The 26,094-nt window shown below is 68.8% G+C and carries 25 protein-coding genes; 13 read left to right on the forward strand and 12 right to left on the reverse strand.

Annotated elements, in window-relative coordinates:
• Nucleotides 1-100: 100 nt before the first annotated feature.
• The 4 genes from nrdF to nrdH are packed head-to-tail and all read right to left on the reverse strand — an operon-like array spanning nt 101 to nt 3,943.
• A complete protein-coding gene (nrdF, locus tag DXT68_RS11980) occupies nt 101-1,081 on the reverse strand; it encodes a class 1b ribonucleoside-diphosphate reductase subunit beta (protein ID WP_045253201.1) in 981 nt (326 codons plus the stop codon).
• Nucleotides 1,082-1,112: 31 nt separating this feature from the next.
• Entirely contained in the window at nt 1,113-3,233 is a 2,121-nt protein-coding gene (gene nrdE, locus DXT68_RS11985; protein ID WP_045253250.1) for a class 1b ribonucleoside-diphosphate reductase subunit alpha, read from the reverse strand.
• 20 nt (nt 3,234-3,253) lie between these two features.
• On the reverse strand, nt 3,254-3,703 hold the full coding sequence (gene nrdI, locus DXT68_RS11990; protein WP_045253200.1) for a class Ib ribonucleoside-diphosphate reductase assembly flavoprotein NrdI: 450 nt from the start codon (nt 3,701-3,703) through the stop codon (nt 3,254-3,256).
• 6 nt (nt 3,704-3,709) lie between these two features.
• A complete protein-coding gene (nrdH, locus tag DXT68_RS11995) occupies nt 3,710-3,943 on the reverse strand; it encodes a glutaredoxin-like protein NrdH (protein WP_045253199.1) in 234 nt (77 codons plus the stop codon).
• A 434-nt stretch (nt 3,944-4,377) separates the two neighbouring features.
• Here nrdH and DXT68_RS12000 point away from each other — a divergent pair, with 434 nt between their 5' ends.
• The 5 genes from DXT68_RS12000 to DXT68_RS12020 all read left to right on the forward strand — a co-directional run bounded on the left by DXT68_RS12000 (nt 4,378) and on the right by DXT68_RS12020 (nt 9,434).
• Nucleotides 4,378-5,541 (forward strand): MFS transporter, encoded by a 1,164-nt coding sequence (locus tag DXT68_RS12000; RefSeq protein ID WP_045253198.1) that lies wholly within the window; start codon nt 4,378-4,380, stop codon nt 5,539-5,541.
• Nucleotides 5,542-5,579: 38 nt separating this feature from the next.
• Nucleotides 5,580-6,338, forward strand: coding sequence for an alpha/beta fold hydrolase (locus tag DXT68_RS12005; RefSeq protein ID WP_045253197.1), 759 nt, complete (start codon nt 5,580-5,582; stop codon nt 6,336-6,338).
• On the forward strand, nt 6,335-7,495 hold the full coding sequence (locus DXT68_RS12010; protein ID WP_045253196.1) for an acyl-CoA dehydrogenase family protein: 1,161 nt from the start codon (nt 6,335-6,337) through the stop codon (nt 7,493-7,495). Before DXT68_RS12005 ends, DXT68_RS12010 begins: the two co-directional genes overlap by 4 nt.
• An 80-nt stretch (nt 7,496-7,575) precedes the next feature.
• Nucleotides 7,576-8,043, forward strand: a complete 468-nt coding sequence (locus DXT68_RS12015) for an Lrp/AsnC family transcriptional regulator (protein ID WP_045253195.1) — start codon at nt 7,576-7,578, stop codon at nt 8,041-8,043.
• Complete coding sequence (locus tag DXT68_RS12020; RefSeq protein ID WP_045253194.1) at nt 8,040-9,434, forward strand: aspartate aminotransferase family protein; 1,395 nt, start codon at nt 8,040-8,042, stop codon at nt 9,432-9,434. Before DXT68_RS12015 ends, DXT68_RS12020 begins: the two co-directional genes overlap by 4 nt.
• Nucleotides 9,435-9,473: 39 nt before the next feature.
• Here DXT68_RS12020 and DXT68_RS12025 read toward each other — a convergent pair whose 3' ends face one another.
• Entirely contained in the window at nt 9,474-11,015 is a 1,542-nt protein-coding gene (locus DXT68_RS12025; RefSeq protein ID WP_115760499.1) for a PucR family transcriptional regulator, read from the reverse strand.
• 100 nt (nt 11,016-11,115) lie between these two features.
• Between DXT68_RS12025 and DXT68_RS12030 the strand changes: the two genes are divergently transcribed.
• Entirely contained in the window at nt 11,116-12,600 is a 1,485-nt protein-coding gene (locus tag DXT68_RS12030) for a CoA-acylating methylmalonate-semialdehyde dehydrogenase (RefSeq protein WP_045253193.1), read from the forward strand.
• A 20-nt stretch (nt 12,601-12,620) separates the two neighbouring features.
• Complete coding sequence (locus tag DXT68_RS12035; RefSeq protein ID WP_045253192.1) at nt 12,621-14,009, forward strand: aspartate aminotransferase family protein; 1,389 nt, start codon at nt 12,621-12,623, stop codon at nt 14,007-14,009.
• Nucleotides 14,010-14,187: 178 nt separating this feature from the next.
• Here the strand turns inward: DXT68_RS12035 and DXT68_RS12040 are convergent, their stop codons facing one another.
• From DXT68_RS12040 to DXT68_RS12050, 3 genes are read right to left on the reverse strand one after another with little or no spacing between them, the layout of a single operon-like run.
• On the reverse strand, nt 14,188-14,460 hold the full coding sequence (locus DXT68_RS12040) for a metal-sensitive transcriptional regulator (protein WP_045253191.1): 273 nt from the start codon (nt 14,458-14,460) through the stop codon (nt 14,188-14,190).
• 29 nt (nt 14,461-14,489) lie between these two features.
• Nucleotides 14,490-14,900, reverse strand: coding sequence for a type II toxin-antitoxin system VapC family toxin (locus tag DXT68_RS12045; RefSeq protein ID WP_045253190.1), 411 nt, complete (start codon nt 14,898-14,900; stop codon nt 14,490-14,492).
• A gap of 3 nt (nt 14,901-14,903) precedes the next feature.
• Nucleotides 14,904-15,179, reverse strand: coding sequence for a type II toxin-antitoxin system prevent-host-death family antitoxin (locus DXT68_RS12050; RefSeq protein ID WP_045253248.1), 276 nt, complete (start codon nt 15,177-15,179; stop codon nt 14,904-14,906).
• A gap of 127 nt (nt 15,180-15,306) precedes the next feature.
• Between DXT68_RS12050 and DXT68_RS12055 the strand changes: the two genes are divergently transcribed.
• From DXT68_RS12055 to DXT68_RS12065, 3 genes are all read left to right on the forward strand, one after another.
• Nucleotides 15,307-16,584: a DUF445 domain-containing protein gene (locus DXT68_RS12055; protein WP_045253189.1), complete on the forward strand. Its 1,278-nt coding sequence runs from the start codon at nt 15,307-15,309 to the stop codon at nt 16,582-16,584.
• A gap of 323 nt (nt 16,585-16,907) precedes the next feature.
• Nucleotides 16,908-17,549 (forward strand): hypothetical protein, encoded by a 642-nt coding sequence (locus DXT68_RS12060; protein ID WP_045253188.1) that lies wholly within the window; start codon nt 16,908-16,910, stop codon nt 17,547-17,549.
• Nucleotides 17,546-17,950 (forward strand): hypothetical protein, encoded by a 405-nt coding sequence (locus tag DXT68_RS12065; RefSeq protein WP_045253187.1) that lies wholly within the window; start codon nt 17,546-17,548, stop codon nt 17,948-17,950. Before DXT68_RS12060 ends, DXT68_RS12065 begins: the two co-directional genes overlap by 4 nt.
• A 41-nt stretch (nt 17,951-17,991) precedes the next feature.
• Here the strand turns inward: DXT68_RS12065 and DXT68_RS12070 are convergent, their stop codons facing one another.
• Genes DXT68_RS12070 through hutH form a run of 4 tightly spaced genes read right to left on the reverse strand, consistent with a single transcriptional unit; the run spans nt 17,992 to nt 23,300 of the window.
• Complete coding sequence (locus DXT68_RS12070) at nt 17,992-18,897, reverse strand: arginase family protein (RefSeq protein ID WP_045253186.1); 906 nt, start codon at nt 18,895-18,897, stop codon at nt 17,992-17,994.
• Nucleotides 18,878-20,098 carry an imidazolonepropionase gene (hutI, locus tag DXT68_RS12075; RefSeq protein WP_045253185.1) on the reverse strand — a complete coding sequence of 407 codons (1,221 nt, stop codon included), beginning with the start codon at nt 20,096-20,098 and terminating at the stop codon, nt 18,878-18,880. Before hutI ends, DXT68_RS12070 begins: the two co-directional genes overlap by 20 nt.
• The gene (gene hutU / locus DXT68_RS12080) at nt 20,095-21,747 is read right to left on the reverse strand and encodes a urocanate hydratase (RefSeq protein WP_045253184.1); all 1,653 of its coding nucleotides are present in this window, start codon (nt 21,745-21,747) and stop codon (nt 20,095-20,097) included. Before hutU ends, hutI begins: the two co-directional genes overlap by 4 nt.
• Nucleotides 21,744-23,300, reverse strand: coding sequence for a histidine ammonia-lyase (hutH, locus tag DXT68_RS12085; RefSeq protein WP_045253183.1), 1,557 nt, complete (start codon nt 23,298-23,300; stop codon nt 21,744-21,746). The genes hutU and hutH overlap by 4 nt, the downstream gene beginning before the upstream one ends.
• Nucleotides 23,301-23,352: 52 nt before the next feature.
• On the opposite strand from hutH, the gene DXT68_RS12090 reads away from it, so the two are divergent.
• From DXT68_RS12090 to DXT68_RS12100, 3 genes are all read left to right on the forward strand, one after another.
• Nucleotides 23,353-24,129 carry an IclR family transcriptional regulator gene (locus DXT68_RS12090; RefSeq protein ID WP_174233210.1) on the forward strand — a complete coding sequence of 259 codons (777 nt, stop codon included), beginning with the start codon at nt 23,353-23,355 and terminating at the stop codon, nt 24,127-24,129.
• Between the two features lie 106 nt (nt 24,130-24,235).
• Nucleotides 24,236-25,459 (forward strand): OmpA family protein, encoded by a 1,224-nt coding sequence (locus DXT68_RS12095; RefSeq protein ID WP_045253182.1) that lies wholly within the window; start codon nt 24,236-24,238, stop codon nt 25,457-25,459.
• Nucleotides 25,460-25,520: 61 nt separating this feature from the next.
• The gene (locus DXT68_RS12100) at nt 25,521-26,093 is read left to right on the forward strand and encodes a DUF3060 domain-containing protein (RefSeq protein WP_045253181.1); all 573 of its coding nucleotides are present in this window, start codon (nt 25,521-25,523) and stop codon (nt 26,091-26,093) included.
• Nucleotide 26,094: the final 1 nt, after the last annotated feature.

Here is a 26,094-nt window from a genome sequence, read left to right on the forward strand (position 1 = left end):
TATTTTCATGCGCCAACTAGACCATCAGCGCCAGACTGTTTGAACTGCGCCAACTTGAGTGGTGTGCGGCGCCGCGATGCGCGACGCCGCACAGCGGGACTCAGAAGTCCCAGTCGTCGTCTTCCGTGGCCTCGGCCTTGCCGATGACGTAGGACGAGCCCGAACCGCTGAAGAAGTCGTGGTTCTCGTCGGCGTTCGGCGAGAGCGCCGACAGGATCGCCGGGTTCACGTTCGTCACGGTCGAGGGGAACATCGCCTCGTAGCCGAGGTTCATCAGCGCCTTGTTGGCGTTGTAGTGCAGGAACTTCTTGACGTCTTCGGTCAGACCGACGCCGTCGTAGAGGTCCTGCGTGTACTGCACCTCGTTGTCGTAGAGCTCGAACAGCAGGTTGAAGGTGTAGTCCTTCAACTCCTGACGACGCTCCTCGGTCTCGTTCTCGAGACCCTTCTGGAACTTGTACCCGATGTAGTACCCGTGCACGGCCTCATCGCGGATGATGAGACGGATCAGGTCGGCCGTGTTCGTCAGCTTCGCCTTCGACGACCAGTAGATCGGCAGGTAGAAGCCCGAGTAGAACAGGAACGACTCGAGCAGCGTCGAGGCGATCTTGCGCTTGAGCGGATCGTCGCCCTGGTAGTAGTCCATGATGATCTGAGCCTTCTTCTGAAGGTTCGGATTCTCGGTCGACCAGCGGAACGCCTCATCGATCTCCTTGGTCGACGCGAGCGTCGAGAAGATCGAGGAGTAGCTCTTCGCGTGCACCGACTCCATGAAGGCGATGTTGGTGTACACGGCCTCCTCGTGCGGGGTGATCGCATCGGGGATCAGCGAGACGGCACCGACGGTTCCCTGGATCGTGTCGAGCAGCGTGAGGCCGGTGAACACGCGCATCGTGAGCAGCTGCTCGTCGGGGGTCAGCGTGTTCCACGACTGGATGTCGTTCGACAGCGGCACCTTCTCGGGCAGCCAGAAGTTGTTCACCAGACGGTTCCAGACCTCGAGGTCCTTGTCGTCGATGATGCGGTTCCAGTTGATCGCCTGCACGCTGTCGACCAGCTTGATCGGGGGGTGGGGGGTCATGTCCTCGTCGTTTCTCGTGTTCAGGGGGCGATCAGAGCATGCACGAGACGCACTCGGTCATGTCGGTGCCCTCGAGCGCCATCTGACGCAGACGGATGTAGTAGATCGTCTTGATGCCCTTGCGCCATGCGTAGATCTGCGCCTTGTTGATGTCACGCGTCGTGGCGGTGTCCTTGAAGAACAGCGTCAGCGACAGGCCCTGGTCGACGTGCTGCGTGGCCGCGGCGTACGTGTCGATGACCTTCTCGTAGCCGATCTCGTACGCGTCCTGGTAGTACTCCAGGTTGTCGTTCGTCATGAACGCGGCCGGGTAGTAGACGCGACCGAGCTTGCCTTCCTTGCGGATCTCGATCTTCGACGCGATCGGGTGGATCGACGACGTCGAGTTGTTGATGTACGAGATCGAGCCGGTCGGCGGCACCGCCTGCAGGTTCTGGTTGTAGATGCCGTGCTCCTGGATCGACGACTTCAGCGCCACCCAGTCGGCCTGCGTCGGGATGTGCTTGCCGGCGAAGAGCTCCTTGACCTTGTCGGTCTCGGGAACCCAGGCGCGATCGATGTACTTGTCGAAGAACTCCCCCGACGCGTAGGTCGAGTCCTCGAAGCCGTCGAAGGCCTGCTTGCGCTCGATGGCGAGATTGTTCGAGGCGCGCAGCGCGTGGAACAGCACCGTGTAGAAGTAGATGTTCGTGAAGTCGATGCCCTCTTCGGAGCCGTAGTAGACGTGCTCGCGAGCGAGGTAGCCGTGCAGGTTCATCTGCCCCAGACCGATCGCGTGCGAGCGGTCGTTGCCGTCTTCGATCGAGCGGACCGAGCGGATGTGGCTCTGGTCGCTGACCGCGCTCAGTGCACGGATCGCGGTCTCGACGGTCTGGCCGAGGTCGTCGGCATCCATCGACAGCGCGATGTTCATCGAGCCCAGGTTGCAGGAGATGTCCTTGCCGATCTGGTCGTACGACAGGTCGTCGTTGTACGTGGTCGGCGTGTTCACCTGCAGGATCTCGCTGCAGAGGTTGGACATGTTGATGCGGCCCTTGATCGGGTTCGCCTTGTTCACCGTGTCCTCGAACATGATGTACGGGTAGCCCGACTCGAACTGGATCTCGGCGATCGTCTGGAAGAACTCGCGCGCGTTGATCTTCGTCTTCTTGATACGCGGGTCGTCGACCATCTCGCGGTACTTCTCGGTCACCGAGATGTCGCCGAAGGGAACGCCGTAGACCTTCTCGACGTCGTAGGGCGAGAAGAGGTACATGTCCTCGCCGTTCTTGGCGAGCTCGAACGTGATGTCGGGCACGACGACGCCGAGCGACAGCGTCTTGATGCGGATCTTCTCGTCGGCGTTCTCACGCTTCGTGTCGAGGAAGCGCATGATGTCGGGGTGGTGCGCGTTGAGGTACACCGCACCGGCGCCCTGACGGGCACCGAGCTGGTTGGCGTAGCTGAAGCTGTCTTCGAGCAGCTTCATCACGGGGATGATGCCCGAGGACTGGTTCTCGATCTGCTTGATCGGCGCGCCGGCCTCGCGGATGTTCGAGAGCAGCAGCGCCACGCCGCCGCCGCGCTTGGAGAGCTGGAGGGCGGAGTTGATGCCGCGGGCGATCGACTCCATGTTGTCTTCGATGCGCAGCAGGAAGCAGCTGACGAGCTCGCCGCGCTGCGCCTTGCCCGAGTTGAGGAACGTCGGGGTCGCGGGCTGGAAGCGGCCGGAGATGATCTCCTCGACGAGGTCGACCGCGAGCTTCTCGTCGCCGCCCGCGAGACCGAGGGCCGTCATGACGACGCGATCCTCGAAGCGCTCGAGGTAGCGCTTGCCGTCGAACGTCTTGAGCGTGTAGCTCGTGTAGTACTTGAAGGCGCCGAGGAAGGTCTCGAAGCGGAACTTCTTGCCGTAGGCGAGGTCGTTGAGCTTCTGGATGAACTCCATCGAGTACTGCTCGATGACCGCCGGCTCGTAGTACTCCTTCTCGACCAGGTAGTCGAGACGCTCCTTGAGGGAGTGGAAGAACACGGTGTTCTGGTTGACGTGCTGCAGGAAGTACTCGCGTGCAGCACGCTTGTCGGCGTCGAACTGGATCTTGCCGTTCGCGTCGTACAGGTTCAGCATCGCGTTGAGCGCGTGATAGTCGAGCCCCTCGTAGCTGGGGTTCATCTTGAAGGCGACCGTCTCGGTCACTGCCTGCTCGTCAACTGTGCTGTCCACTGATGTTCCAATCCGTCGCTCACGCGATCCACGTCATCTTGTGTGCCGAATATCTCCAGCCGGTACAAGTGAGGCACGTGGCACTTGCGGCTGATGATGTCACCGGCGAGACAGAACGACTCGCCGAAGTTGGTGTTGCCCGCGGAGATCACTCCGCGGATGTGGCGCCGGTTGCGCTCGTCGTTGAGGAACCGGATCACCTGTTTGGGCACGGCACCTCGCTCGACGCCGCGTCCCTCACCCCCGCCGTAGGTGGGAGTGATCAGCACGAAGGGCTCGTCGACGACGAGATCATCCTGCTGCCGGAGAAGGGGGATGCGGCGGGCCGGGAGCCCGAGCTTCTCGACGAAGCGGGCGGTGTTGCCCGACGCGCTCGAGAAGTAGACCAGGAGCGGCGCAGCGGTCGCGACGGCGCTCATGGCGGATCAGGCCAGACGCGAGGCGAGCTCGTCGATCTTGTCGGGACGGAAGCCCGACCAGTGGCCCTCATCCGTCACGACGACGGGTGCCTGCATGTAGCCGAGCGACTTGACCTGCTCGAGGGCTGCCGGATCCTCCGACAGGTCGAGGATCTCGTACTCGATGCCCTTGGCGTCGAGCGCCCGGTAGGTGGCGTTGCACTGAACGCAGGACGGCTTCGTGTAGACCGTGATCGACATCTTTTCGCTTCCCCTCAAATCTCTGGCCCGGTTGTTCATCGGGTGTTTTTCCGGCAGACCCTCACCAGGATCTCAATACTACATATAGGTACGGACATTCAGAGTGACCACTAGGGGTAGTAGTTACATCCGTGTAGTTTTCCACCGCTCTCCACTGATACAACACAGGTTCTCCACCGTTTCTTCCACAGGTGCGGCCCCTCCGGCGACGTCGTCGAACCGCGTGAAATCGCGGCTGGGAAGCACCTGTGAGGGATCTATCCACAGGGGGCAGGTTACGAGGGGCCTCGGACATCCGAGTTTCTGTGGAATCGACGTCTCGGCGTGTCGCGGCGTGTCGGCGCGGAGCCGCCTCGCCGCGCGTCCGCGCCGCCCGGTAACGTTGACCCGTGGCGGGATATCGGGACCTTCTTCGCACGCCCGGAGTGGCGCGCATGATCGCTGCACAGCTGACCGCGCGGTTCCCGAACGGGATGACATCGCTCGCGATCCTCCTGCACGTGGAGCAGCAGACCGGCTCGTACGGATCCGCCGGCCTCGTGCTCGCCGCCACCAGCGTGGGACAGGCCGTCGCCGGGCCCATCACCAGCAGATGGATGGGCGCGTGGGGCATGCGCCGCGTGCTCACCCTCACCCTCGCCGTCTGCGCGATCGCCGTGCTGGGCCTCGCGCTGCTCCCTCTGAACGTTCCCGGCTACATGGTGCTCGGCATGATCGCAGGCCTCTCGACACCACCGGTCCAGTCGGCGGTGCGCACCATCTACCCGAAGCTCGTGAACGCGAAGCAGCTCACCCCGCTGTTCTCCCTGGACGCCTCGCTGCAGGAGATCATCTGGGTCCTCGCTCCGGTCGTGATCACCCTGGTCTCGACGCAGGTCGGCACCTCGGAGGGCCTGCTCCTCGTCGTGATCGTGCTCGTGGGCGGTGGAGCGTGGTTCATCCTCTCCCCCGAAGTCGGCCGCGTGCGCATCCCCCGCAGTCGCAACGCGTTCGGCAAGGTCGTGCTGAAGCCGCCGGTGCTCCTCGCCACCGTGATCGGCTTCCTCCTGATCGGCGCCTGCTCGGCGGTCGAGGTCGGAGTCGTCGCGACCTTCGAGCACGGCAGCCTCGCGGCGGGGCTCGTGCTCGCCGTCTTCTCGGTCGGCAGCCTCGCCGGCGGACTCTCGTTCGGGCACATCCCGATCGGACCGTGGGCGATGGCGCGCCGCCTCGCGATCGTCACGGTCGGTCTCGCACTGACGATGGTCTCGCTCGACGTGTTCTGGCTGGGCGGCACGCTGGTGCTCGCCGGCATCGGCATCGCCCCGGCACTCGCCGTGCTGTTCGCGATCACCACTGCGAGCGTGAAGTTCAGCGAGACCGCCGAGGCGTTCGGCTGGGCGGGCACCGGCCAGCTCATCGGCGCCGCGGCGGGCTCGGCCGTGGCCGGGTTCCTCGTCGACGCGACCGATCCCCGTGGCGCGTACCTCGCGGCCACGCTGTTCGCCGCGGCAGGCCTGGCCGTCTCCATCGTGTTCGTCAGGTCGTTCCCCGATCTGCGCGGTCGGGACGCGAGCCCCCACCCCGACACCGAGCCCGTGGCGGTCACGCCGTCCTGACCCGCCGCCGCGCCGTGTCCCGGTCGTAGGCTGAGAGCATGGCCGCACCGCTCACCCTCCCCCGCATCAGCTGGGGTGATCCCGCCTCGGATCGCCGCATCCTCCTCGTGCATGGACTGGGCTCGTCCGGCGCCCTCATGTGGCGTGTGGGCGCCGCCCTCGCCGAGAGCGGATGGCATGCGACGGCGATCGACCTGCGCGGCCACGGCGATGCACCGCGAGCGCTCGACTACTCGGTCGCGGCCTACGCGGCGGACCTCGCCGCGACGCTCCCCGACGGCGGCGGCTCCTGGGATGCGGTGGTCGGCCACTCGCTCGGCGGAGCCGCGAGCACGGTCGCCGCGGCATCCGCCCCCACCTGGACCCGCAGACTCGTGCTGTGGGATCCGGCGATCCTCATCGACGGACGGGACGCGGCCGTCGTGCGTCGGAGCCAGGAACGCGCCTTCGCCGACAACAGGGTGGAGCTGGTGCGGCAGGAGCATCCGCAGTGGCATCCACAGGATGCCGAGCTCAAGGTCGACGCGGTGCGTCGAGCGAGCGCCTGGGCCGTCGAGCAGACGAGCGTGCAGAACACGCCCTGGGATGTCACGGCCGACGCCGCGCGACTCACGGTGCCCACGCACGTGATCGGCGCGGACCCCGCCGTCTACAGCATCCTCACCGGAGACCTCGCGGACGCCGTGCTCGACGCCAATCCGCTGATCACCATGTCGGTGGTCGCCGGTGCCGGACACTCCCTGCACCGCGACAGACCGGAGGAGACGCTCCGCCAGCTCGAGGAGGCTCTCTCGTGAACCCGTTCGACCCCACCGTGCACCTGCCCGACGAGCTGCTCGAGCGGATCCGCGAGCGGGCGCCGATCCATGACCGCGACAACACCTTCCCCGAACAGGATCTCGAGGAGCTGCGCGCCGCGGGATACCTGTCGATCCTCGTGCCCGCCGCGCGCGGCGGCGCGGGGCTGAGCCTGGCTCAGGCGGCGATACTGCAGCAGCGCCTCGCCTCGGCGGCGCCGGCGACGGCGCTCGCGATCAACATGCACCTCGTCTGGACCGGGGTCGCCAAGGTGTTCTCCGACCGGGGCGTCCCCGGCTTGGAGTTCGTGCAGGACGGCGCGGTCGCCGGCGAGGTGTTCGCCTTCGGCATCAGCGAAGCGGGCAACGACCTCGTGCTCTTCGGCAGCGACACCGAGGCGGCGCCGACGGCGGACGGCGGCTACGCCTTCACCGGCACGAAGATCTTCACCTCACTCGCGCCGGTCTGGACGAAGCTCGGACTGCACGGCCTCGACACGACGAGCCCCGATGCCCCGAAGCTCGTGTTCGCGTTCGTCGAGCGCACCGACGCGATCACGACGAGCGACGACTGGGACACCCTCGGCATGCGCGCGACGCAGAGCCGCACGACCCGCCTGAACGGCGCCGTCGCGGATGCCGCGCACGTCGTCCGCCGCATCGACGCGGGACCCGGTCCCGACCCCATCGTCTTCGGGATCTTCTCGGTGTTCGAGATCCTGCTCGCTTCGGTGTACACCGGCATCGCGCGTCGCGCGATCGACCTCGCCGTGCACGCCGCCTCGTCGCGCCGATCCAAGAAGACGGGTGCGGCATACAGTCAGGACCCCGACATCCGCTGGCGCATCGCCGACATGGGACTCGCCTACGACGCGCTCCCCCCTCAGATCGCCGCGCTCGCCCGCGACGTCGACGAGCGCGTCGACAACGGCGCCCGCTGGTTCGTCCTGCTGTCGGGGGTCAAGCATCGCGCGATCACCATGGCGAAGCACGTCGTCGACCAGGCGATGCTGGTCGGGGGCGGCGGATCGTACTTCTCCTCGAACGAGCTCTCCCGGCTCTACCGCGACGTCCTGGCGGGAGCCTTCCACCCCTCCGACCCCGAATCCGCGCACGCGACGGCCGCGAGTGCCTGGCTGGGTCCACTCGAGAGCTGAGCTTCCGGTTTCACGACTGCGCGGCCATTCGCTCTGCGGAATCAGTTGAAGAGCACGGCCTGGAGTGCGAAGATCGCATCATGCCGCAGTCGAAGAAGCACCCTCCGCTGGATGCCGTCGCGAAGACGATCATCGAGCTGCTCCAGGAGGACGGGCGGCGCTCGTACTCCGACATCGGCCGAGAGGTCGGCCTGAGCGAGGCCGCGGTGCGCCAGCGCGTGCAGCGCCTGACCGAGTCCGGGGTGATGCAGATCGTGGCCGTCACCGACCCGATGCAGCTGGGCTTCCCGCGTCAGGCCATGATCGGCATCCGCGTGTCCGGCGACACCCGCGTCGTCGCGGAGCAGATCGCCGAGATCGCCGCGATCGACTACGTCGTCATCACGGTCGGCTCCTTCGACATCCTCGCCGAGGTGGTGTGCGAGGACGACGAGGACCTCCTCGCGATGATCAACGACCACATCCGCCCGATCGACGGTGTGCTGTCGACCGAGACCTTCATCTACGCCAAGCTGCAGAAGCAGCTCTACAACTGGGGGACCAGATGAGCACGCACCGCACGACTCCGTCCGAGGCCGAGCTCCAGGCCATGGCCAAGGATCACCTCTGGATGCACTTCACGCGCCAGTCGACGATGGAGAAGAGCGGTGTGCCGATCATCGTCAAGGGCGACGGGCACCGCATCTGGGATTCGAAGGGCAAGGAGTACTTCGATGGGCTCGCGGGCCTGTTCGTGGTGAACGCGGGCCACGGGCGACGCCGTCTGGCGGAGGCCGCGGCGGCGCAGGCATCCGAGCTCTCCTTCTTCCCGCTCTGGTCGTACGCGCACCCCGCGGCGATCGAGCTCGCCGACCGGCTGGCCGACGAGGCGCCGGGCGACCTCAACCGCGTGTTCTTCTCGACCGGCGGCGGCGAGGCGGTCGAGACGGCGTTCAAGCTCGCGAAGCACTACTGGAAGCTGATGGGCAAGCCCACCAAGCACAAGGTGATCTCCCGGTCGGTCGCCTACCACGGCACCCCGCAGGGCGCCCTCGCGATCACCGGCATCCCGGCGATGAAGTCGATGTTCGAGCCGGTGACGCCCGGCGGTTTCCGCGTGCCGAACACCAACTTCTACCGGGCGGCCGAGATGGGTGGCCCGAGCGACGATCTCGAGGCCTTCGGCCGCTGGGCCGCCGACCGCATCGAGGAGATGATCCTGTTCGAGGGCGCCGACACCGTCGCCGCCGTCTTCCTCGAGCCGGTGCAGAACTCGGGCGGATGCTTCCCGCCCCCTCCCGGCTACTTCGCCAGAGTGCGCGAGATCTGCGACCGGCACGACGTGCTCCTGGTCTCCGACGAGGTGATCTGCGCGTTCGGACGCCTCGGCCACACCTTCGCGTGCACGGGCCTGGGCTATGTGCCCGACATGATCACGTGCGCCAAGGGAATGACGAGCGGATACTCCCCCATCGGCGCCACGGTGATCAGCGACCGGATCTACGAGCCCTTCTCGAAGGGCGATGTGTCGTTCCCGCACGGCTACACCTTCGGAGGCCACCCCGTCTCGGCCGCCGTGGCTCTGGAGAACCTCGCGATCTTCGATGAGGAGGGCCTGAACGCGCACGTGCGCGAGAACTCCCCGCTCTTCCGTGCCGAGCTCGAGACCCTGCTCGACCTGCCCATCGTCGGCGACGTGCGCGGCGACGGATACTTCTTCGGCATCGAGCTGGTGAAGGACAAGGGCACCAGGGAGACGTTCGACGACGACGAGTCCGAGCGGCTGCTGCGGGGCTTCCTCTCCCCCGCGCTGTTCGAGGCCGGGCTCTACTGCCGTGCTGACGACCGCGGAGATCCCGTGATCCAGCTCGCTCCACCGCTGACGATCGGCCCGGCCGAATTCCGCGAGATCACGCAGATCCTTCGCGGGGTGCTCTCGGAGGCCCAGTCGGTTCTGTAGACCTGGGGCGTCGGCCCGACAGTCTCGGGGCGGGGCGTGTCAGGCCGGCGGCGAGGTGCGGCGGCGCGCGAGAAGAGCCAGGTGCAACGCCGCGATCGTCTCGCCGTCATCGAGGTCGGCGCCCAGCAGATCGCCGATCAGCGTGAGCCGCTGATAGAAGACGGACCGCGACAGGTGACTCGCTGCGGCAGCCGCGGAACGGTTGCCGGGGTGGGCGACGAGGGCGGCGAGCACGTCGAGCAGGTCGCCGCGGCGCTCGCGATCGTGCGCGACGACGGGCGCCAGCATCCGCTCGCTGTGCGCGAGCAGGCGGTGGTCGTCGCGCAGCGACGCGACGAAGCGCTCCAGCGGGCGGTCGTCCACCCGCCGCACGCGCGGGCCGGCGTCCGCACGGTCGCTCCCGGCCAGATCACGCGCAGCCCGCACCGAGGCGAGCAGCCCCAACACGTCATCCGCCGCGGGTCCGACGAAGACCGTGCGGTCGGGACCGACGAGGTCGGCGGCCAGCGCATCCGTCAGCGGAACGGATGCCGGCAGCGACAGCAGCGCGACATCGTCGCCGCCCACCGGCGCGGCGACCACCGCGACCCCGGCCTGCGCCGCGCGATACGCGAGCTGCACCGCAGGTTCTGTACCGCGCGCCACGATCCCGTGGCAGTGCCGCCCCGTGAGCATGAGCCCGCTGGTCGCGAGGCGGGCCTCGATGTCATCCGGACTCGCGAAGCGCGCGCCCAGCAGATCATCGATGAGGCCGCGCTGGGCGAGCAGAGACCACTCGGAGTCACCGCCGTCTGCGAGACATCCGAAGGCGAGGGCTGTGGCCCCCTGTTCGAGCACGGTGAGACGCCCGGCCGGATGCACGGGTCCGGGCAGCGCGAGCAGTGTCCCCCACCGCACGCCGCGCGCCTGCACCGGCACCCGGTCAGCGACGCGGAGCTGTGCGAGCGCCTCGGCGACCGGCATCCGCAGGGTCTCGTGGGCGATCACCTCGCGAGCCAGGTTCTCGAGCACGACGGGGGCACCGAGCGCGCGCGCCGTCTCGGCGACCACGACGTCGGCCGGGGCTCCCCGCAGGCTCAGCGCCGTGAAGAGCTCGTGCAGGTGCTGGCGCTCGCGCAGCGCCATGGTCTGCGCGGCGATCAGCGCCCGGTGCACGGCCTCGGTGACGGCGACGAACTTGACCTCGCTGGTCAGCGCGATCAGGGCGAGCCCACGCTCCGCGCACACCTCGACGACGGCCTCGGGGATGCGTGCCTGGCCGGAGCCGAGCTCGACCACGACCCCCGCGATCCCGGCCTGACACAGCCCGACGGCGAAGTCCCGCAGCTCCTCGGGGGCGGTCGGCCAGCCTGCCCCGGTGCTGAGCAGCAGCTCCCCGCCGTCGAGCAGGCGGGCGACGCCGACGCTGTCGGACACATGCACCCAGCGCACGGCGGCATCGAGGGCTGCGCCACCGACGAGCACCTCCGGAACACCGGCCTGCAGCACGGGCTCGGCGAGCACATCCGCCACCGTGAGCAGTGCGTCGTCGCGCGTCGGACGATCTGTCCGAATGAAGCGAAAGTCCTGACGGTCTGACATCGCGATCCCCTCGTTCAGTCTGTGATCATGGAGAAACGCAAGCCTATCGAACGCCGGTCAGAGTGTTCGATCGCTCATTCTCAGCCCTCGGAGGAACATCGTGGACATCGTCCGTCACGTCATCAACGGAGTGGACACCGCCGAGGCGGCCCGCACCGGCCAGGTCTTCGATCCCGCCACCGGTCAGGTGTCGAAGCAGGTCGCCTTCGCGTCGACTGCCGAAGTCGACTCCGCGATCGCCGCCGCAGCAGCCGCGGCACCCGGGTGGCGCGCGACGAGCCTCATCAAGCGCGCCGATGTGTTCTTCCGTCTGCGCCAGCTGCTCAAGGAGCGCACCCCCGAGCTCGCGGCGATCGTCACCTCAGAGCACGGCAAGGTGCTCTCGGATGCGGCGGGCGAAGTCTCGCGCGGTATCGAGAACGTCGAGTTCGCCGCCGGTCTCGTGCATCTGCTGAAGGGCGAGCGCAGCGAGCAGGTCTCCCGCGGGGTCGACGTGCACTCGGTCAAGCAGCCCGTCGGCGTCGTCGCGGCGATCACGCCGTTCAACTTCCCTGTGATGGTGCCGCTGTGGATGGTCGCCTCGGCGATCGCGTGCGGCAACACGGTCGTGCTCAAGCCGAGCGAGAAAGACCCGTCGGCGTCGGTCTGGATCGCGAAGCTCTTCCAGGAGGCCGGTCTTCCCGACGGCGTGCTCAACGTCGTGCACGGCGACAAGGAGGCCGTCGACGCGCTGCTCGAGTCGCCGCGCGTGAACGCGATCAGCTTCGTCGGCTCGACGCCCATCGCCCGATCCATCTACCAGCGCGCGGCGAATGCCGGCAAGCGCGTCCAGGCACTCGGCGGTGCGAAGAACCACATGGTCGTGATGCCGGATGCCGACATCGATGCCGCGGCGGACGCCGCCGTCTCGGCCGCGTACGGCTCGGCCGGCGAGCGGTGCATGGCCGTGTCGGTGCTCGTCGCGGTGGGCGACATCGCCGACGACCTGGTCGCCGCGATCGCGTCGCGCATCGACGGACTCTCGATCGGTGCCGGCACGGATGCGGCGAGCGAGATGGGTCCGCTCATCACCCGAGAGCATCGCGACCGTGTCGCCTCGTATGTGACGGGCGCTGCGGCCGAGGGCGCGACGGTGGTCGTCGACGGCACGACGAAGCAGTTCGATTCCGACGGATTCTTCCTCGGGGTCAGCCTCATCGATCACGTCGCGCCCGGCATGGCGGTGTACGACGACGAGATCTTCGGCCCGGTGCTCTCGGTGGTGCGGGTCGAGACGTACGCCGACGCGGTCGAGCTCGTGAACTCCAACGCGTACGGCAACGGCACCGCGATCTTCACCCGCGACGGCGGCACCGCCCGCCAGTACGAGTTCGACATCGAGGTCGGCATGGTCGGCGTCAACGTGCCGATCCCCGTGCCGATCGGCGCGTACTCGTTCGGCGGCTGGAAGGACTCGCTGTTCGGCGACTCGCACATCTACGGCCCCGAGTCGGTGCACTTCTACACTCGGTCGAAGGTGGTCACCACCCGCTGGCCCGACCACACGCCCTCGCAGATCGACCTGGGCTTCCCGAGCAACCACTGAGTCAGAGAGCGACACACGACATGACGACCTTCACCGATCGCCACGGCGCATCGCACCCGCTCCCCGCCCCCGGGGCCGAGGCGCAGGTGCGAGCGGATGACCGCGGCCACGTGTTCCACTCCTGGAGCGCCCAGGGCCTGATCGATCCGCTGCCGGTCGCGGCGGGCGAGGGCTCGACGTTCTGGGACTACGCCGGCAACGCCTACCTCGACTTCTCGAGCCAGCTGGTGAACCTGAACCTCGGGCACCAGCATCCCGATCTGGTCGCAGCGATCCAGCAGCAGGCCGGCCGTCTCTCGACGATCCAGCCCGCGATGGCCAACGACGTGCGGGGCGAGCTCGCCCGGCTCATCGTCGAGGTCGCGCCCGAGGGATTCCAGAAGGTGTTCTTCACGAACGGCGGCGCCGAGGCCAACGAGTACGCGGTGCGCATGGCGCGTCAGTCGACCGGTCGCCACAAGGTGCTCTCGATGTACCGCAGCTATCACGGGTCCACCGCGACCGCGATCTCTCTGACGGGCGACCCCCGTCGCTGGGCGAACGGCACGCCGGACTCGGGGGCCGTGCGCTTCTTCGGGCCCTACCTCTATCGGTCGCCGTTCCACGCCGAGACGCCCGAGCAGGAGTCCGAGCGGGCGCTCGCCCACCTCGAGCAGACGATCCAGCTCGAGGGACCCGCCACGATCGCCGCGATCATCATCGAGACCGTCGTCGGCACGAACGGCGTGCTCGTGCCGCCGCCCGGGTACCTGCAGGGCGTGCGCGAGCTGTGCGACCGCTACGGCATCGTCTACATCGCCGACGAGGTCATGGTCGGCTTCGGCCGGCTCGGCGAATGGTTCGGGATCGACGCGTACGACGGGCGCCCCGACCTGATCACCTTCGCCAAGGGCGTGAACTCGGGCTACGTGCCGCTCGGCGGCGTCGTGATCTCGGAGCGCATCGCCCAGGCGTTCGACACCACGCCCTTCGCCGGCGGGCTGACCTACTCGGGCCATCCGCTCGCGTGCGCCGCGGGCGTCGCGACGTTCGAGGTGTTCCGCCGCGACGGCATCCTCGAACGCGTGCGCGATCTCGGCGAGCGCATCGTGGAGCCGACCCTGCGCCGCTGGGTCGACACCCACCCGAGCGTCGGCGAGGTGCGCGGCCGCGGACTGTTCTGGGCGGTGGAGCTGGTGCGCGACAAGGAGACGCGCGAGCCGCTCGTGCCGTTCAACGCGAGCGGAGCGGATGCCGCCCCCATGGGCGCCTTCGCCGCGGCGGCGAAGAAGGCCGGCGTCTGGCCGTTCACCCACTTCAACCGCATGCATGTGGCGCCGCCGCTCGTGATCGGCGAAGAAGATCTCGTGCGCGGTCTCGCCGTTCTCGACGAGGCGCTGTCGGTCGCCGACGAGCACGCCCGCAGCTGATCCGAGTGCTTACGGCGCGGCGTCAGACCAGGAACCCGCGCAGCAGCGACTCGGAGCCGGCGAGGTGATCGCGCATCGCCGCCTCCGCGGCTCGCACGGCGGCCCGCAGTCCGAAGGCTACGACGCCATGGAGGGCGAGGTGTTCGACGGCCGCACGTGAGCGGGGCCGGGGAGGCCGCTACTTGCGATCGAAGTCGAACGCCTTGAGCAGTTCCGCGACGGCCTTGTCGCGCTCCTCCCCGCCCTCCTCGAACATGTGAGTGACGTGCGTGCGCAGGTGATTCTCGAGCAGCAGCCGATTCAGGGATTCGAGGGACCGCTGGATCGCGCGGGACTGCGTGATGATGTCCATGCAGTACTCCTCGCTCTCGATCATCCGCGCGACCCCGCGCATCTGCCCCTCGAGGATGCTGGTGCGGTGCAGCGCGCGCTTCTTGATGTCTTCGATCACGCTTCGAGGGTACTCGGCCCCGACCCTCGTCAGCCCGAGAACGGATTGACGACAGCGAGGCCGGGGATGTCGAAGTCCTTCTCGTTCCTGGTGACGAGCGTCAGTCCGTGGTGCAGAGCGGTGGCGGCGATGAGCGCGTCCGCCCACGGACGACGATCCGGCACGGTGAGAGCGGCGCACGTACGTGCGATCTCCGACGAGACGGGAAGGATGCGGGTGCCGAGCCCGAGGCGGAGCGCGTCCAGCCACCGTCGTAGCGCGAGCGCCTGACGCGGATCGCGACGCTGAAGTGCGAGGACACCGAGCTCCAGCTCGTAGTCGGTGATCGCGCTCATATGGATCGCCTCTGGTACGCCACTCTCCATCCAGGCGCGGGCGGCGGCGCCGAGGCCTGTTGCGCGCCTCGCCTCGGAGAAGGTGTTCGTGTCGATCAGGTACATCGGTCAGAACTCGATCGGAGGACTACCGAGGTCCTTCTTCCTGTCCGCGACGACCTCGTCGATGATGCGATCGAACTCGCCGTCGTCGCCTGCGAGGTCTTCCGCCGGCATCGCGAGGAATTCGAGAATCGACCGGGGCCGGGCCGGGGCGAGCCGGTCGTATTCGTCGATCGAGAGCAGCACGTACGCGGGCTCGCCGCGCTTTGTGATCATCACGGGCTGATCATCGGCGACGCGCTGCGCCCGCGCCACGGACTGGTTGAACTCACGAGCGGTCATGGTGAACACGATGCACCTCGATTCGGAATGTAGTGATTGTACTACACAGCGCCCGAGGTCCGGCATGACGGAGCGCGGATTCTGCAAGCCCGGGCTCTCGCCACTGCCCGCGTGAAAGGATGACGTCATGCCGCGCACACCGAGGGCTCTCCTCTCTCCCGCCGATCAGGAACGCCTGCGCGCCCTGCGCCGCATGAAGGCCGTGGCCCTCGGCGCACTGATCTTCATGGCGGTCGTGTTCGTGATCGCGTTCGCGCTGCAGGAGCGACAGCCGTGGCTGGGCTACGTGCGGGCCGCCGCGGAGGGCGGCATGGTCGGTGCCCTCGCCGACTGGTTCGCGGTGACGGCGCTGTTCCGCCGTCCGCTCGGCCTGCCCATCCCGCACACCGCGATCATCCCCAGCCGCAAGGACGAGATCGGACGCACGCTCGGCGAGTTCGTCGAGACCAACTTCCTCGAAGGCAGCGTGGTGCGCACCAAGCTCGCCAGCACCGAGATCGCGAAACGCGGAGGCGAGTGGCTGCGCGACCCCGCCCACGCCGAGCGGGTGGCGGCCGAGGGCGCGACCATCGCGACGGCCGTGCTCAACGCGCTCAGCGACGACGACGTGCGCGACCTCATCACCGACCTCGCCCGCGAGCACCTGGTCTCACCCGAGTGGGGTCCGCCGGCCGGCGCCTGGCTCGCGAAGATCGTCGAGGCCGATGCCCACCACGGTGCCGTCGACCTCGCGGCCGACAGCATCGCCCGGTGGCTGGACGCCAACGCAGAGTCGTTCTCGGGACTCATCTCCCGTCGGCTGCCCGGCTGGGTGCCGAAGCTCGCGCATCGATTCGTCGACGACACCGCCTACAACGAGGCGGTCAAGTTCGTCCGCGCGGTGCAGGCCGACCCGACGCATCCGGCGCGCATCGCCGTCGACGGGTACCTCGCGCGCCTCGCCGACAGCCTCCAGAACGACCCGGCGACGCGCGAGAAGCTCGAGAACGCGAAGTCGTCGCTGTTCGACAGTCCCCGAGTCGGCGCCCTCGCCGCCGAGGCCTGGAACACCGCGAAGAACGGACTGCTCACCGCTCTCGCCGACCCCGAGAGCGGGCTGCGCGTGCGTGCGGCGCAGGCTCTGCAGGAGGTCGGCGACAGGCTGACGACGGATGCCGCGCTGCAGCACCGTGTCGACACCTGGGTGTCGGACGCCGCGGTGTTCCTCGTCGACCGCTACCGCCACGACATCGCGTCGATCATCACCGACACCGTCGAGCGCTGGGACCCGGTAGAGACCACCGAGAAGATCGAGCTCATGGTCGGCCGCGACCTGCAGTACATCCGCCTGAACGGCACCTTCGTCGGCGCCCTCGCGGGCCTCGCGATCTTCACGATCGCCCATCTGCTGATCCCCGGGGTCTGAGTCGTGCACATCGTCGTGTCGGGCACTCATGCGAGCGGCAAGAGCACGCTGGTCTCCGACTTCCATCCCGCGCATACGAGCTCGAACGCGCCGGTGATGCGCCGCCGATCGTGACGCTCACGGGGACCCCGGGCGAGAGACTCGCATAGCTGGAGAAGGCTGCCGACCTCTGAGACCGGGCCCGAACACGAGGATCCCCGCGCCACGCGCATCAGGTGCAGTTGCTAGGGTCCTCATCTATGGCCGCCGCTGTCGCATCCCCCCGTCCAGATCGCCGGCGAGCGAGTCGGGGTACTCGGCAGCAAGTCGTCGCAGGACTCGCTGTGCTGGCCAGCGGCATCATCGCCTTCGTCCTCGCGGGCTCCGCCGTGGAACTCGTGCAGGACCAGTTGCACCACAACTGCGGGATGCAGCCCCCGGGCTCTGAGGGAGCGGGGACCTGGACCTGCAGCGACGGGATCGGGTACCTCGGCATCGCAGGGATCCTCGCCATCGGGTGGCTCACCGTCGTGCTCTCCGGTTGCCTCATCGCTCTGCTCGTCCGCCCCTCTCGACAGGCGCGTCCGGCGCTCGTGATTCTCGCAGCCGTGTCCGCCGCATGGGTGCTCGGGCTGACCTGGTACGGGTCGGCGACGAATGTTCAGGATCAGTACGCACCCATGACGGGCGCCGAGTACTGGCTGGAGGCGGTCGGCCCTGCAGCGCTCGTCAGCGTGCTCGGCATCGCCTTGGGCCTGTTGAGCCTTGTGCCGACGGGACCGCTCTCGTGGATTCTGGGGCTCGTGGCGACGATTCTGCTGATCGTCGCGGCCGTTCTGCAGCCAGGGCTGAGCCTCAACATCATCCCGGCTGCGGGGCTGCTCGCCGCGTCGACCATCCGCGCGAGCGCCGTCGAGACGACCGCGGGTCCGGGGTTGCGTCGGCCTCGACGACCTGGAACGCCGCGTGGGAGAACCGACAGATGAACGCGCTCTTCGGTGCGGCCGCGCTGATCGCCCTGCTGGCACTCGGGATCGCAACCGCCATCGGCCTCGGACTCCGGCCTCGACCGGCCCCCGAGTACTGGGCGAGCCTCGTCGCGTGGAGCGTTCAACTCCTCGCCGCGATGGCAGCGGTGTTCTGGGTGGGATTCCTCGGGATCTCGACCCCGGCTTGCGCGCCGAACTGCGATGGGGACCTCCTCGGCTACAACTTCCAAGGTTTCATGATCGCGGCCGGGATCATCCAGCTCGCGAGCATGGTGCTCATCATCCTGCTGCGCCGCCGCCCGAAGGTCTGGGTGGTGCCGCTGGCTGCGACGGGGCTCATCATCGTTCTCGCCGTGGTCTCGTCGATCATCGCGTACAAGGCCATGCTGTTCTTCTGAGCCGTGCCGAGCGTCGTGGGCGCTCCGCGACTGAGAGGCCGTCAGCGCGCGGCGAGGCCCGCGAGCATCTCGAGCACGCAGAGGGCCGCGAGTCTGACCGTGCGCATGTCGTCGGTGTCGGCGGTCGCGTCGACCTCGGCGATGTCGGCGCTGACGACGCGCCGATCCGCGACGATCGAGCGGACCAGCGCGCGCAGCTCCCACGCGGCGAACCCGCCGGGAACGCTCGCCGGACACCCGGGCGCTGCGGCCCGATCGGCGGCGTCGACGTCGACATCGAGATGGATGCGGGCGTCCGCGCCGCTTCCTGCGATGCTCGTCGCCTCGGCGACCACATCGTCGATGCCCCGGCGCCGCACCTCGTCGAGCGTGATCACGCGGATGCCCCACTCGGCGGCTCGTACGGCGTAGGCCGCGGAGTTCGCGAAATCCGCGATCCCGATCTGCACGATCCTCGTCGGGTCGATCCGCTCGCCGTCCGGGGCGTCCTCCATCAGGCGCCGCACCGGTGACCCGTTCGACACACCGTCACGGAGGTCGAAATGGGCGTCGATCGTGATCAACCCGCTGGCCCGTGCGCCCCGCGCCACCGGATAGGTCAGGGCGTTGTCGCCGCCGAGAGCGATCACGAGACGAGCGGACTCCGCGAGCTCGTGCACGCGCGCAACACTCGCAGCGATCCCGGCCTCGCCGTCGGGCTCGACCACATCGCCGGCGTCGAGAACTCGCAGCGCCCCGGCGAGATCGACGACGGGCGGCCCCATGAGCGTCGTGCTGTACCGGGTCAGCGCCTCTCGGATCGCCGCAGGAGTCGCGTGCGCGCCGGTCGGCGACAGCGAGGTTCGCCAGGTCGGAACGCCGATCAGCACGGCATCCGCATCGTCACCGGCGGCGAAGACAGGCCAGGATCCGGCGCGCGGCCAGAGGTCATCGTGCGAGAGAGCCATGGGTATCCGTTCCTCGTGCGATTCCGGATGCCGCGTAGACCGCAGCACCGTCTTTCCACACCCGATCCACCAGCGGGACGCCGGGTCGGTACGCCAGGTGGATGCGCGTGGGCGCCGTCAGAAGCACGAGGTCTGCCCGTGCGCCCGGCGTGATCGCGCCGACGTCGTCGCGACGCAGGGCCCGCGCTCCCCCGGCGGTCGCCGCCCATACCGCCTCGGCAGGTGTCATGCCCATGTCGCGCACCGCGATCGCGATGCAGAACGCCATCGACGAAGTGAAGCTCGAGCCCGGGTTCGTGTCGCACGCGAGGGCCACGGTGACACCCGCATCGATCAGTCGACGCGCGTCCGGGTACGGCTGGCGGGTCGAGAACTCGACGCCGGGCAGCAGCGTGAGCACGGTGTCGGAGGCGGCGAGCGCGGCGATGTCGTCGTCGGTCAGGTAGGTGCCGTGATCGATCGACGCCGCACCGAGCTCGACGGCGAGGCGCACGCCGTCGCCCGGCCCCAGCTGGCTCGCATGCACTCTCGGCATGAGGCCCTTCGCGATGCCCGCCTCGAGCACGCGCCGCGACTGCGCGACCGAGAACGCCCCGGTCTCGCAGAATACGTCGATCCATCTGGAGTGCGGCGCGCAGGCGTCGAGCATCGGCCCCGTCACCAGGTCGACGTACTCGTCGGCGCGGTCGGCGTACTCCGCGGGCACCACGTGCGCTCCGAGAAAAGTGACCTCGGGGGTGACCTCGGCGGCGAGCCGGACGAGACGCTCCTCGTCCGCGACGCTCAGCCCGTAGCCGCTCTTGATCTCGATGGTCGTCGTTCCCTGCGCGAGAAGCTCGTCGACGAAGCCGCGCAGACGGGCACGGAGCTCGACGTCGCTCGCCGCTCTCGTCGCGGCGACGGTGGAGCGGATGCCGCCCGCGGCATACTTCTGTCCCGCCATCCGCGCCTCGAACTCGGCGGCCCGATCGCCCCCGAACACGAGGTGGCTGTGGCTGTCGACGAAGCCGGGGATGACCGCGCAGCCACCGGCATCGACGATCTCGTCAGCATCCGGAGCATCCGACGCCGATCCGACCCACGAGATCCGTCCATCCTCGATCAGCACGGCCGCCCCGAGAAGGGTGCCGTGGCGGTCGCCGTCCGACGCAGCGACGTTCGTCGTCAGCTCGCCGATGTTCGTGAGCAGCGAGGTGCTCACAGCATCGGCACCTTCAGCCCGCGCTCGCGGGCGATGTCGCGCGCGTGCTCGTATCCGGCGTCGACGTGGCGCATGACACCGGTTCCCGGGTCGTTGGTCAGCACCCGCTCCAGCTTCTCCGCGGCGAGCGCGGACCCGTCGGCCACCGACACCTGGCCGGCGTGGATCGAGCGTCCGATCCCCACGCCGCCGCCGTGGTGCAGCGACACCCACGAGGCGCCGGACGCGGTGTTGAGCAGTGCGTTCAGCAGCGGCCAGTCGGCGATCGCATCGGAGCCGTCCTTCATGGACTCGGTCTCGCGGTAGGGCGACGCGACGGATCCGGAGTCGAGATGATCGCGCCCGATCACGATGGGCGCCGAGAGCTCCCCCGAGGCGACCATCTCGTTGAACTTGAGTCCGGCGAGGTGGCGCTCCTTGTAGCCGAGCCAGCAGATCCGTGCGGGCAGGCCCTCGAAGTGCACCTTCTCGCCCGCCTTCTCGAGCCACCGGTGCAGGGCCGTGTCGTCGGGGAAGAGCTCGGCGATGGCCCGGTCGGTCTTGTAGATGTCCTCGGGGTCTCCCGAGAGCGCCGCCCAGCGGAAGGGTCCGCGCCCCTCCTCGAACTGCGGACGGATGTAGGCCGGCACGAAACCGGGGAAGTCGAACGCGCGGTCGAACCCGCCGAGCTGCGCCTCGGCGCGGATCGAGTTGCCGTAGTCGAACACCGCGGCCCCCGCATCCTGGAACGCGACCATCGCCGCGACGTGCTGGGCCATCGACTGGCGCGAGCGGCGGGTGAACTCCTCCGCATCGCGCTCGGCCTCAGCCTTCCAGTCCGCGACCGAGGTGCCCACCGGCAGGTAGGCGAGCGGGTCGTGCGCGCTGGTCTGATCGGTGACGATGTCGATCGGCACCCCGCGACGCAGCAGCTCCGGGAAGACCTCGGCCGCATTGCCGACGACACCGACGGAGAGCGCCTCCCCGGCGTCCTTCGCGGCGACCACTCGCGCCACCGCGGCGTCGAGATCGGTCGTGTACTCGTCGAGGTAGCCGTGCTCCACACGCCGCGCGAGCCGGGACTCGTCGACGTCGACGATGAGCACGACGCCGTCGTTGAGGGTGACGGCGAGCGGCTGCGCGCCGCCCATGCCCCCGGCGCCGCCGGTGAGGGTCAACGTGCCCTTCAGCGAGTCACGGCCGAGGGAGCGGGCGACCGCCGAGAAGGTCTCGTAGGTCCCCTGCAGGATCCCCTGGGTGCCGATGTAGATCCACGACCCCGCGGTCATCTGGCCGTACATGATGAGACCGAGCTCTTCGAGCTTGCGGAACTCGGGCCACGTCGCCCAGTCCCCGACGAGATTGGAATTCGCGATGAGCACCCGGGGCGCCCACTCGTGCGTGCGGAAGACGCCGACGGGCTTGCCGGACTGCACGAGCAGGGTCTCATCCGGCTCCAGCTCGTCGAGCGTGCGGACGATCGCGTCGTACGCTTCCCAGCTGCGCGCGGCCTTTCCCGTCCCGCCGTACACGACGAGGTCCTCGGGATGCTCGGCGACCTCGGGGTCGAGGTTGTTCATGAGCATGCGCTTGGCGGCTTCGGCGCCCCAGCTCTTGGCGGTGCGCTGGTTGCCGCGCGCGGCGCGGATGTTCCTGTGGGTCGTGCTCATTTCGCGTGCTCCTTCGCAATGCGGGCGATGGCACCGGACTGCACGAGCGCGGTCACGGCCTCCATGTCGGGTGAGAGGTATCGGTCGGGTCCGGGACCTGCGGCGACCGTGCGCACCAGATCGCGGACGGCGCCGGTCGCGGGTCCGGCCTGCAACGGGGCACGGAGGTCCAGCGCGCGCGCTCCGGTGAGGATCTCGATCGCGAGCACGCGGCCCAAGCCGTCGACGGCACGGCGCAGCTTGCGGGCGGCCGCCCATCCCATCGACACGTGATCCTCCTGCATGGCGGATGACGGGATGGAGTCCACGGATGCCGGGACCGCCAGCCGCTTCAGCTCGGAGACGATGCCGGCCGCCGCGTACTGCGCGATCATCAGGCCGGAGTCCACGCCGACCTCGTCGGCGAGGAAGGGTGGCAGCCCGTGATTGCGGGCGGGATCGAGCGCGCGATCGGTGCGCCGCTCCGAGACCGAGGCGACGTCGGCGACGGAGATGGCGAGGAAGTCGAGCACGGCGGCCACGGGCGCGCCGTGGAAGTTCCCGTTCGACTCGATGCGACCGTCGAGGGTGATCACGGGATTGTCGATCACACTGGACAGCTCGCGGTCGGCGATCGTCGAGGCGTAGCCCACCGTGTCGCGGGCGGTGCCGTGCACCTGCGGCGAGCAGCGCAGCGAGTAGGCATCCTGCACGCGTCCGTCCTCCGGCCCCTTGTGGCTGTGCACGAGGGGCGAGTCGCCGAGGAACGACCTCAGGTTCGCGGCGGAGTGCGCCTGTCCGTGCTGCGGACGCAGCGCCATGAGGTCGGCGGCGAAGACCGCATCCGTGCCCAGCTGCGACTCCACCGACATCGCTGCCGCCATGTCGGCGGTCAGCAGCAGCGTCTCGAGGTCGTGCAGCGCGAGCACCAGCATTCCCAGCATGCCGTCGGTGCCGTTGATCAGTGCGAGCCCTTCCTTCTCCACGAGCGTGAGAGGAACGATTCCGGCGGCGGCGAGCGCATCCGCCGCGGGGACGAGCGCCCCTGCGGCGTCGCGCACCTCTCCCTCCCCCATCGTCGCGAGGGCGATGTGCGCGAGCGGCGCGAGATCGCCCGAGCATCCGAGCGACCCGTACTCGCGCACGACGGGGGTGATCCCCTCGTTGAGAAGCGCCGCGTAGGTCTCGACCACCACCGGTCGCACGCCGGTGCGTCCCGAGGCCAGCGTCTGCAGGCGCAGCAGCTGCAGCCCGCGGACGACCTCGCGCTCCACCTCGGCGCCCGTGCCTGCGGCGTGCGAGCGGATCAGGCTCGCCTGCAGCTGGAGTCGCCGATCAGGAGCGATGAACGTGGTCGCGAGCGCCCCGAAACCGGTCGAGACGCCGTAATGCGGATGCGGGTCGGCGGCCAGCGCGTCGATCACACCGCGGGTGTCGGCCACCCGCCCCAGGGCGGCGGGGCTGAGGATGACGGGTGCACCGTGCCGGGCGACCGACACGACATCGGCGCGGCTGAGGGGGGCATCGCCGACGAGGATCGCATCGCCGTCTCGTGCAGGGGTCAGTTCACTCATATCTCGATTCCACACCGGCGCCGGTGCGAGCGACACCCGTTCATGGCATCCTTTGTCTGTGATCCCAGACAAGTCGGATGCCGTGCCCCAGGTGCCGGCCGCAGACAACACCCTGCGCATCCTGCGCCATCTGGCCGGGCGCCCGGCCCCCGTCGCCGCGTCGGCGATCGCCCGGGAGCTCGCACTCCCCCGTTCGACCGTCTACCACCTGCTCACCACCCTCGCCGCGCACGGCTTCGTGCTGCACCTGAAGGAGGACAGGCGCTGGTGTCTGGGCACCTCGGCGTTCGAGCTCGCAGGCGGCTTCGCGCGTCAGCAGCCGCTCGCGCGCCTCGGCCGTCCTCTCGTCGCCGCCCTCTCGGACCGTCTCGGCGAGAGTGCGCACCTCGCGGTGATGAGCGGCGGCGACGTCCTCTACATCGTCGAAGAGAGGGCACCGCGTCGTCAGGCCCTCGTCACCGACGTCGGCGTGCGTCTTCCCGCCCACCTCACGGCGTCGGGCCGCGCCATGCTCGCCGCCCTCCCCCGCGAGCAGGTGCGTGCGCTGTACCCGAGCGCCGCCGCCTTCCCCGACCGCACGGGCCTCGGGCCGCGCACGCCCCGCGCACTCCGGGAGCTGCTGCGCACCGTGCGCGCACGCGGATACGCGACGGAGGACAGCGAGGTCGCCGACGGCCTCCGCAGCGTGGGCGCCGTCGTGGGCGATCGCACGGCATGGCCCCTCGCCGCCGTCGCGGTCACCTGGGCGGGCGGAGACCTCGACGAGAGCGTTCTGGCTGCGGCGGTGCGCGAGACGGCATCCGTCCTCGAAGGGCGTCTGACCCGATGAGCACAGGGGCAGCAGCGGGGCATAGGGTGTCGCAGAGCCTCTCCGTGTCGCAGAGTTGCGACATCGGCGCGACACGGCCGCGACATCCGCTGACTACTCTCGAAGCATGACCTCGACCCCCCGCGCTCCGCACCGCATCCGCCGTGGCCTCACCCTCGGTCTTGCGCTCGCAAGTGCGACCGCCCTGATCCTCTCTGGATGCGCCGCGGAGCCCTCCGCCACACCGGCGCCGTCGACGGCCGCGCCCGCCGCATCCACACCGACGCCCACGAGCACCGGCCCGTCGGCGCTCACCGTCTCGGGGTACGACGTCGGGCAGTTCCCGCCCGTCCCCCTGTTCGTGCTCCCCGATCTGTCGCTGCTCGACTCCTCGGCGTCGGCCTTCACGATCGAGGTCAACGAGGCTCTCGCCGGCATCCCGGGCGTCGTCGCGACGCCCGCTCACTGCGACGCCGACGGCACCGTGATCTCGGGCAACGGCACGGCGTATCTCTACGGTGACGGCTCGGGGACCTTCACCGGGCCCGACGGGTCCGTACAGAACTTCGGCGACGGGTCGGGCACGTCCACGATCAACGGCGTGACGATCCAGAACTTCGGCGACGGCGCGGGCACCTACACCGACGGCACCGTCACGATCCAGAACTTCGGCGACGGCGCAGGCAACTACGCGGATGCCTCGAAGACCGTGCAGATCTTCGGCGACGGATCGGGGAACTACACCGACGGCGAGACCACCATCCAGAACTTCGGCGACGGATCCGGGAACTACGCCGACGGCGAGACCACCATCCAGAACTTCGGCGACGGATCCGGGAACTACACCGACGGCAACATCACCATCCAGAACTTCGGCGACGGCACCGCGCGAGTGGGCGGCCAGCTGCTCGATGCCGAACCGCTGCCGCCGGTGCCGAAGCTCGGGGTGTTCCCGCCCCTCGGCGCCCTCGCGCCGCTCGAGTCGTGCGGCACGACCCTGACCTTCGAAGACGGCGTGCTGTTCGACTTCGATCGCAGCGAGATCCGTCCGGACGCTGCGGCGACGCTCGACGCGGTAGCCCGCGTGTTCACCACTCTCGACGTGTCCGAGGCGCACGTCAGCGGTCACACCGACGCGATCGGCACGGATGCCGAGAATCAGAAGCTGTCGGAAGACCGTGCCGATTCGGTCGTCGACGCACTCGAGGGGCGCGGTGTGACGACGTCGCTGAGCGCCGACGGGTTCGGCGAGACGCGCCCCGTCGCCGCGAACGAGGTCGGCGGCGTCGACAACCCCGCCGGGCGTCAGCTGAACCGTCGGGTGGAGATCTTCATCCCGGCAGCGCTCTGACCCGCCGACATTCTGTTCCGCAGAACATCATGAACGCCGTCAGGCACGAGAGGATATGTGCATGCGCCGCACCACTGCTACCTCCGCCCCGCTGACGGCATTGCTGTTCGTCGTGGTGCTGAGCGGATGCTCGGTCGCCATCGTCGACCCGACGCAGCCGTCCCCCGCATCCGCGACAGCGTCATCGCCGTCGGAGGCCGGTTCCCCGTCGGACGACGCCCCGTCTCCCGATACGTCGCCGGACACGTCGCCAGGTACGTCGCCGGGACCTGAGCAGTCCTCCGGCTCGCGTCCCTCCGCCGATTCGGGCCTGAGCGCCGCGGGGCAGGCCGAACGGGCGAGATTGAGCGACGCGGCCACGACGACGATGCCGTGCCCGACCGATCCGCTCACGTCCGACGGCGCGGTGATCCGAGTCGAGGGGCCGTGTGCCGACCTCGTGATCGAGCTCGACGCAGGTGTGGTGATCGCCGATGACGTGGGAACGGTGACGCTCTCCGGCAGCGGCACGGTGGTGTACGTCCGTGAGGTGGACGCGATCACCGTGACGGGCAGCGCGAGCTCGATCTTCTGGGAGGGCGTGACCCCCACGGTCGACGACCGCGGCTCCGCCAACACGCTGAAGAAGGGCTGAG

Source organism: Microbacterium foliorum (genome assembly GCF_003367705.1).
GTDB classification, from domain to species: Bacteria; Actinomycetota; Actinomycetes; order Actinomycetales; family Microbacteriaceae; genus Microbacterium; species Microbacterium foliorum.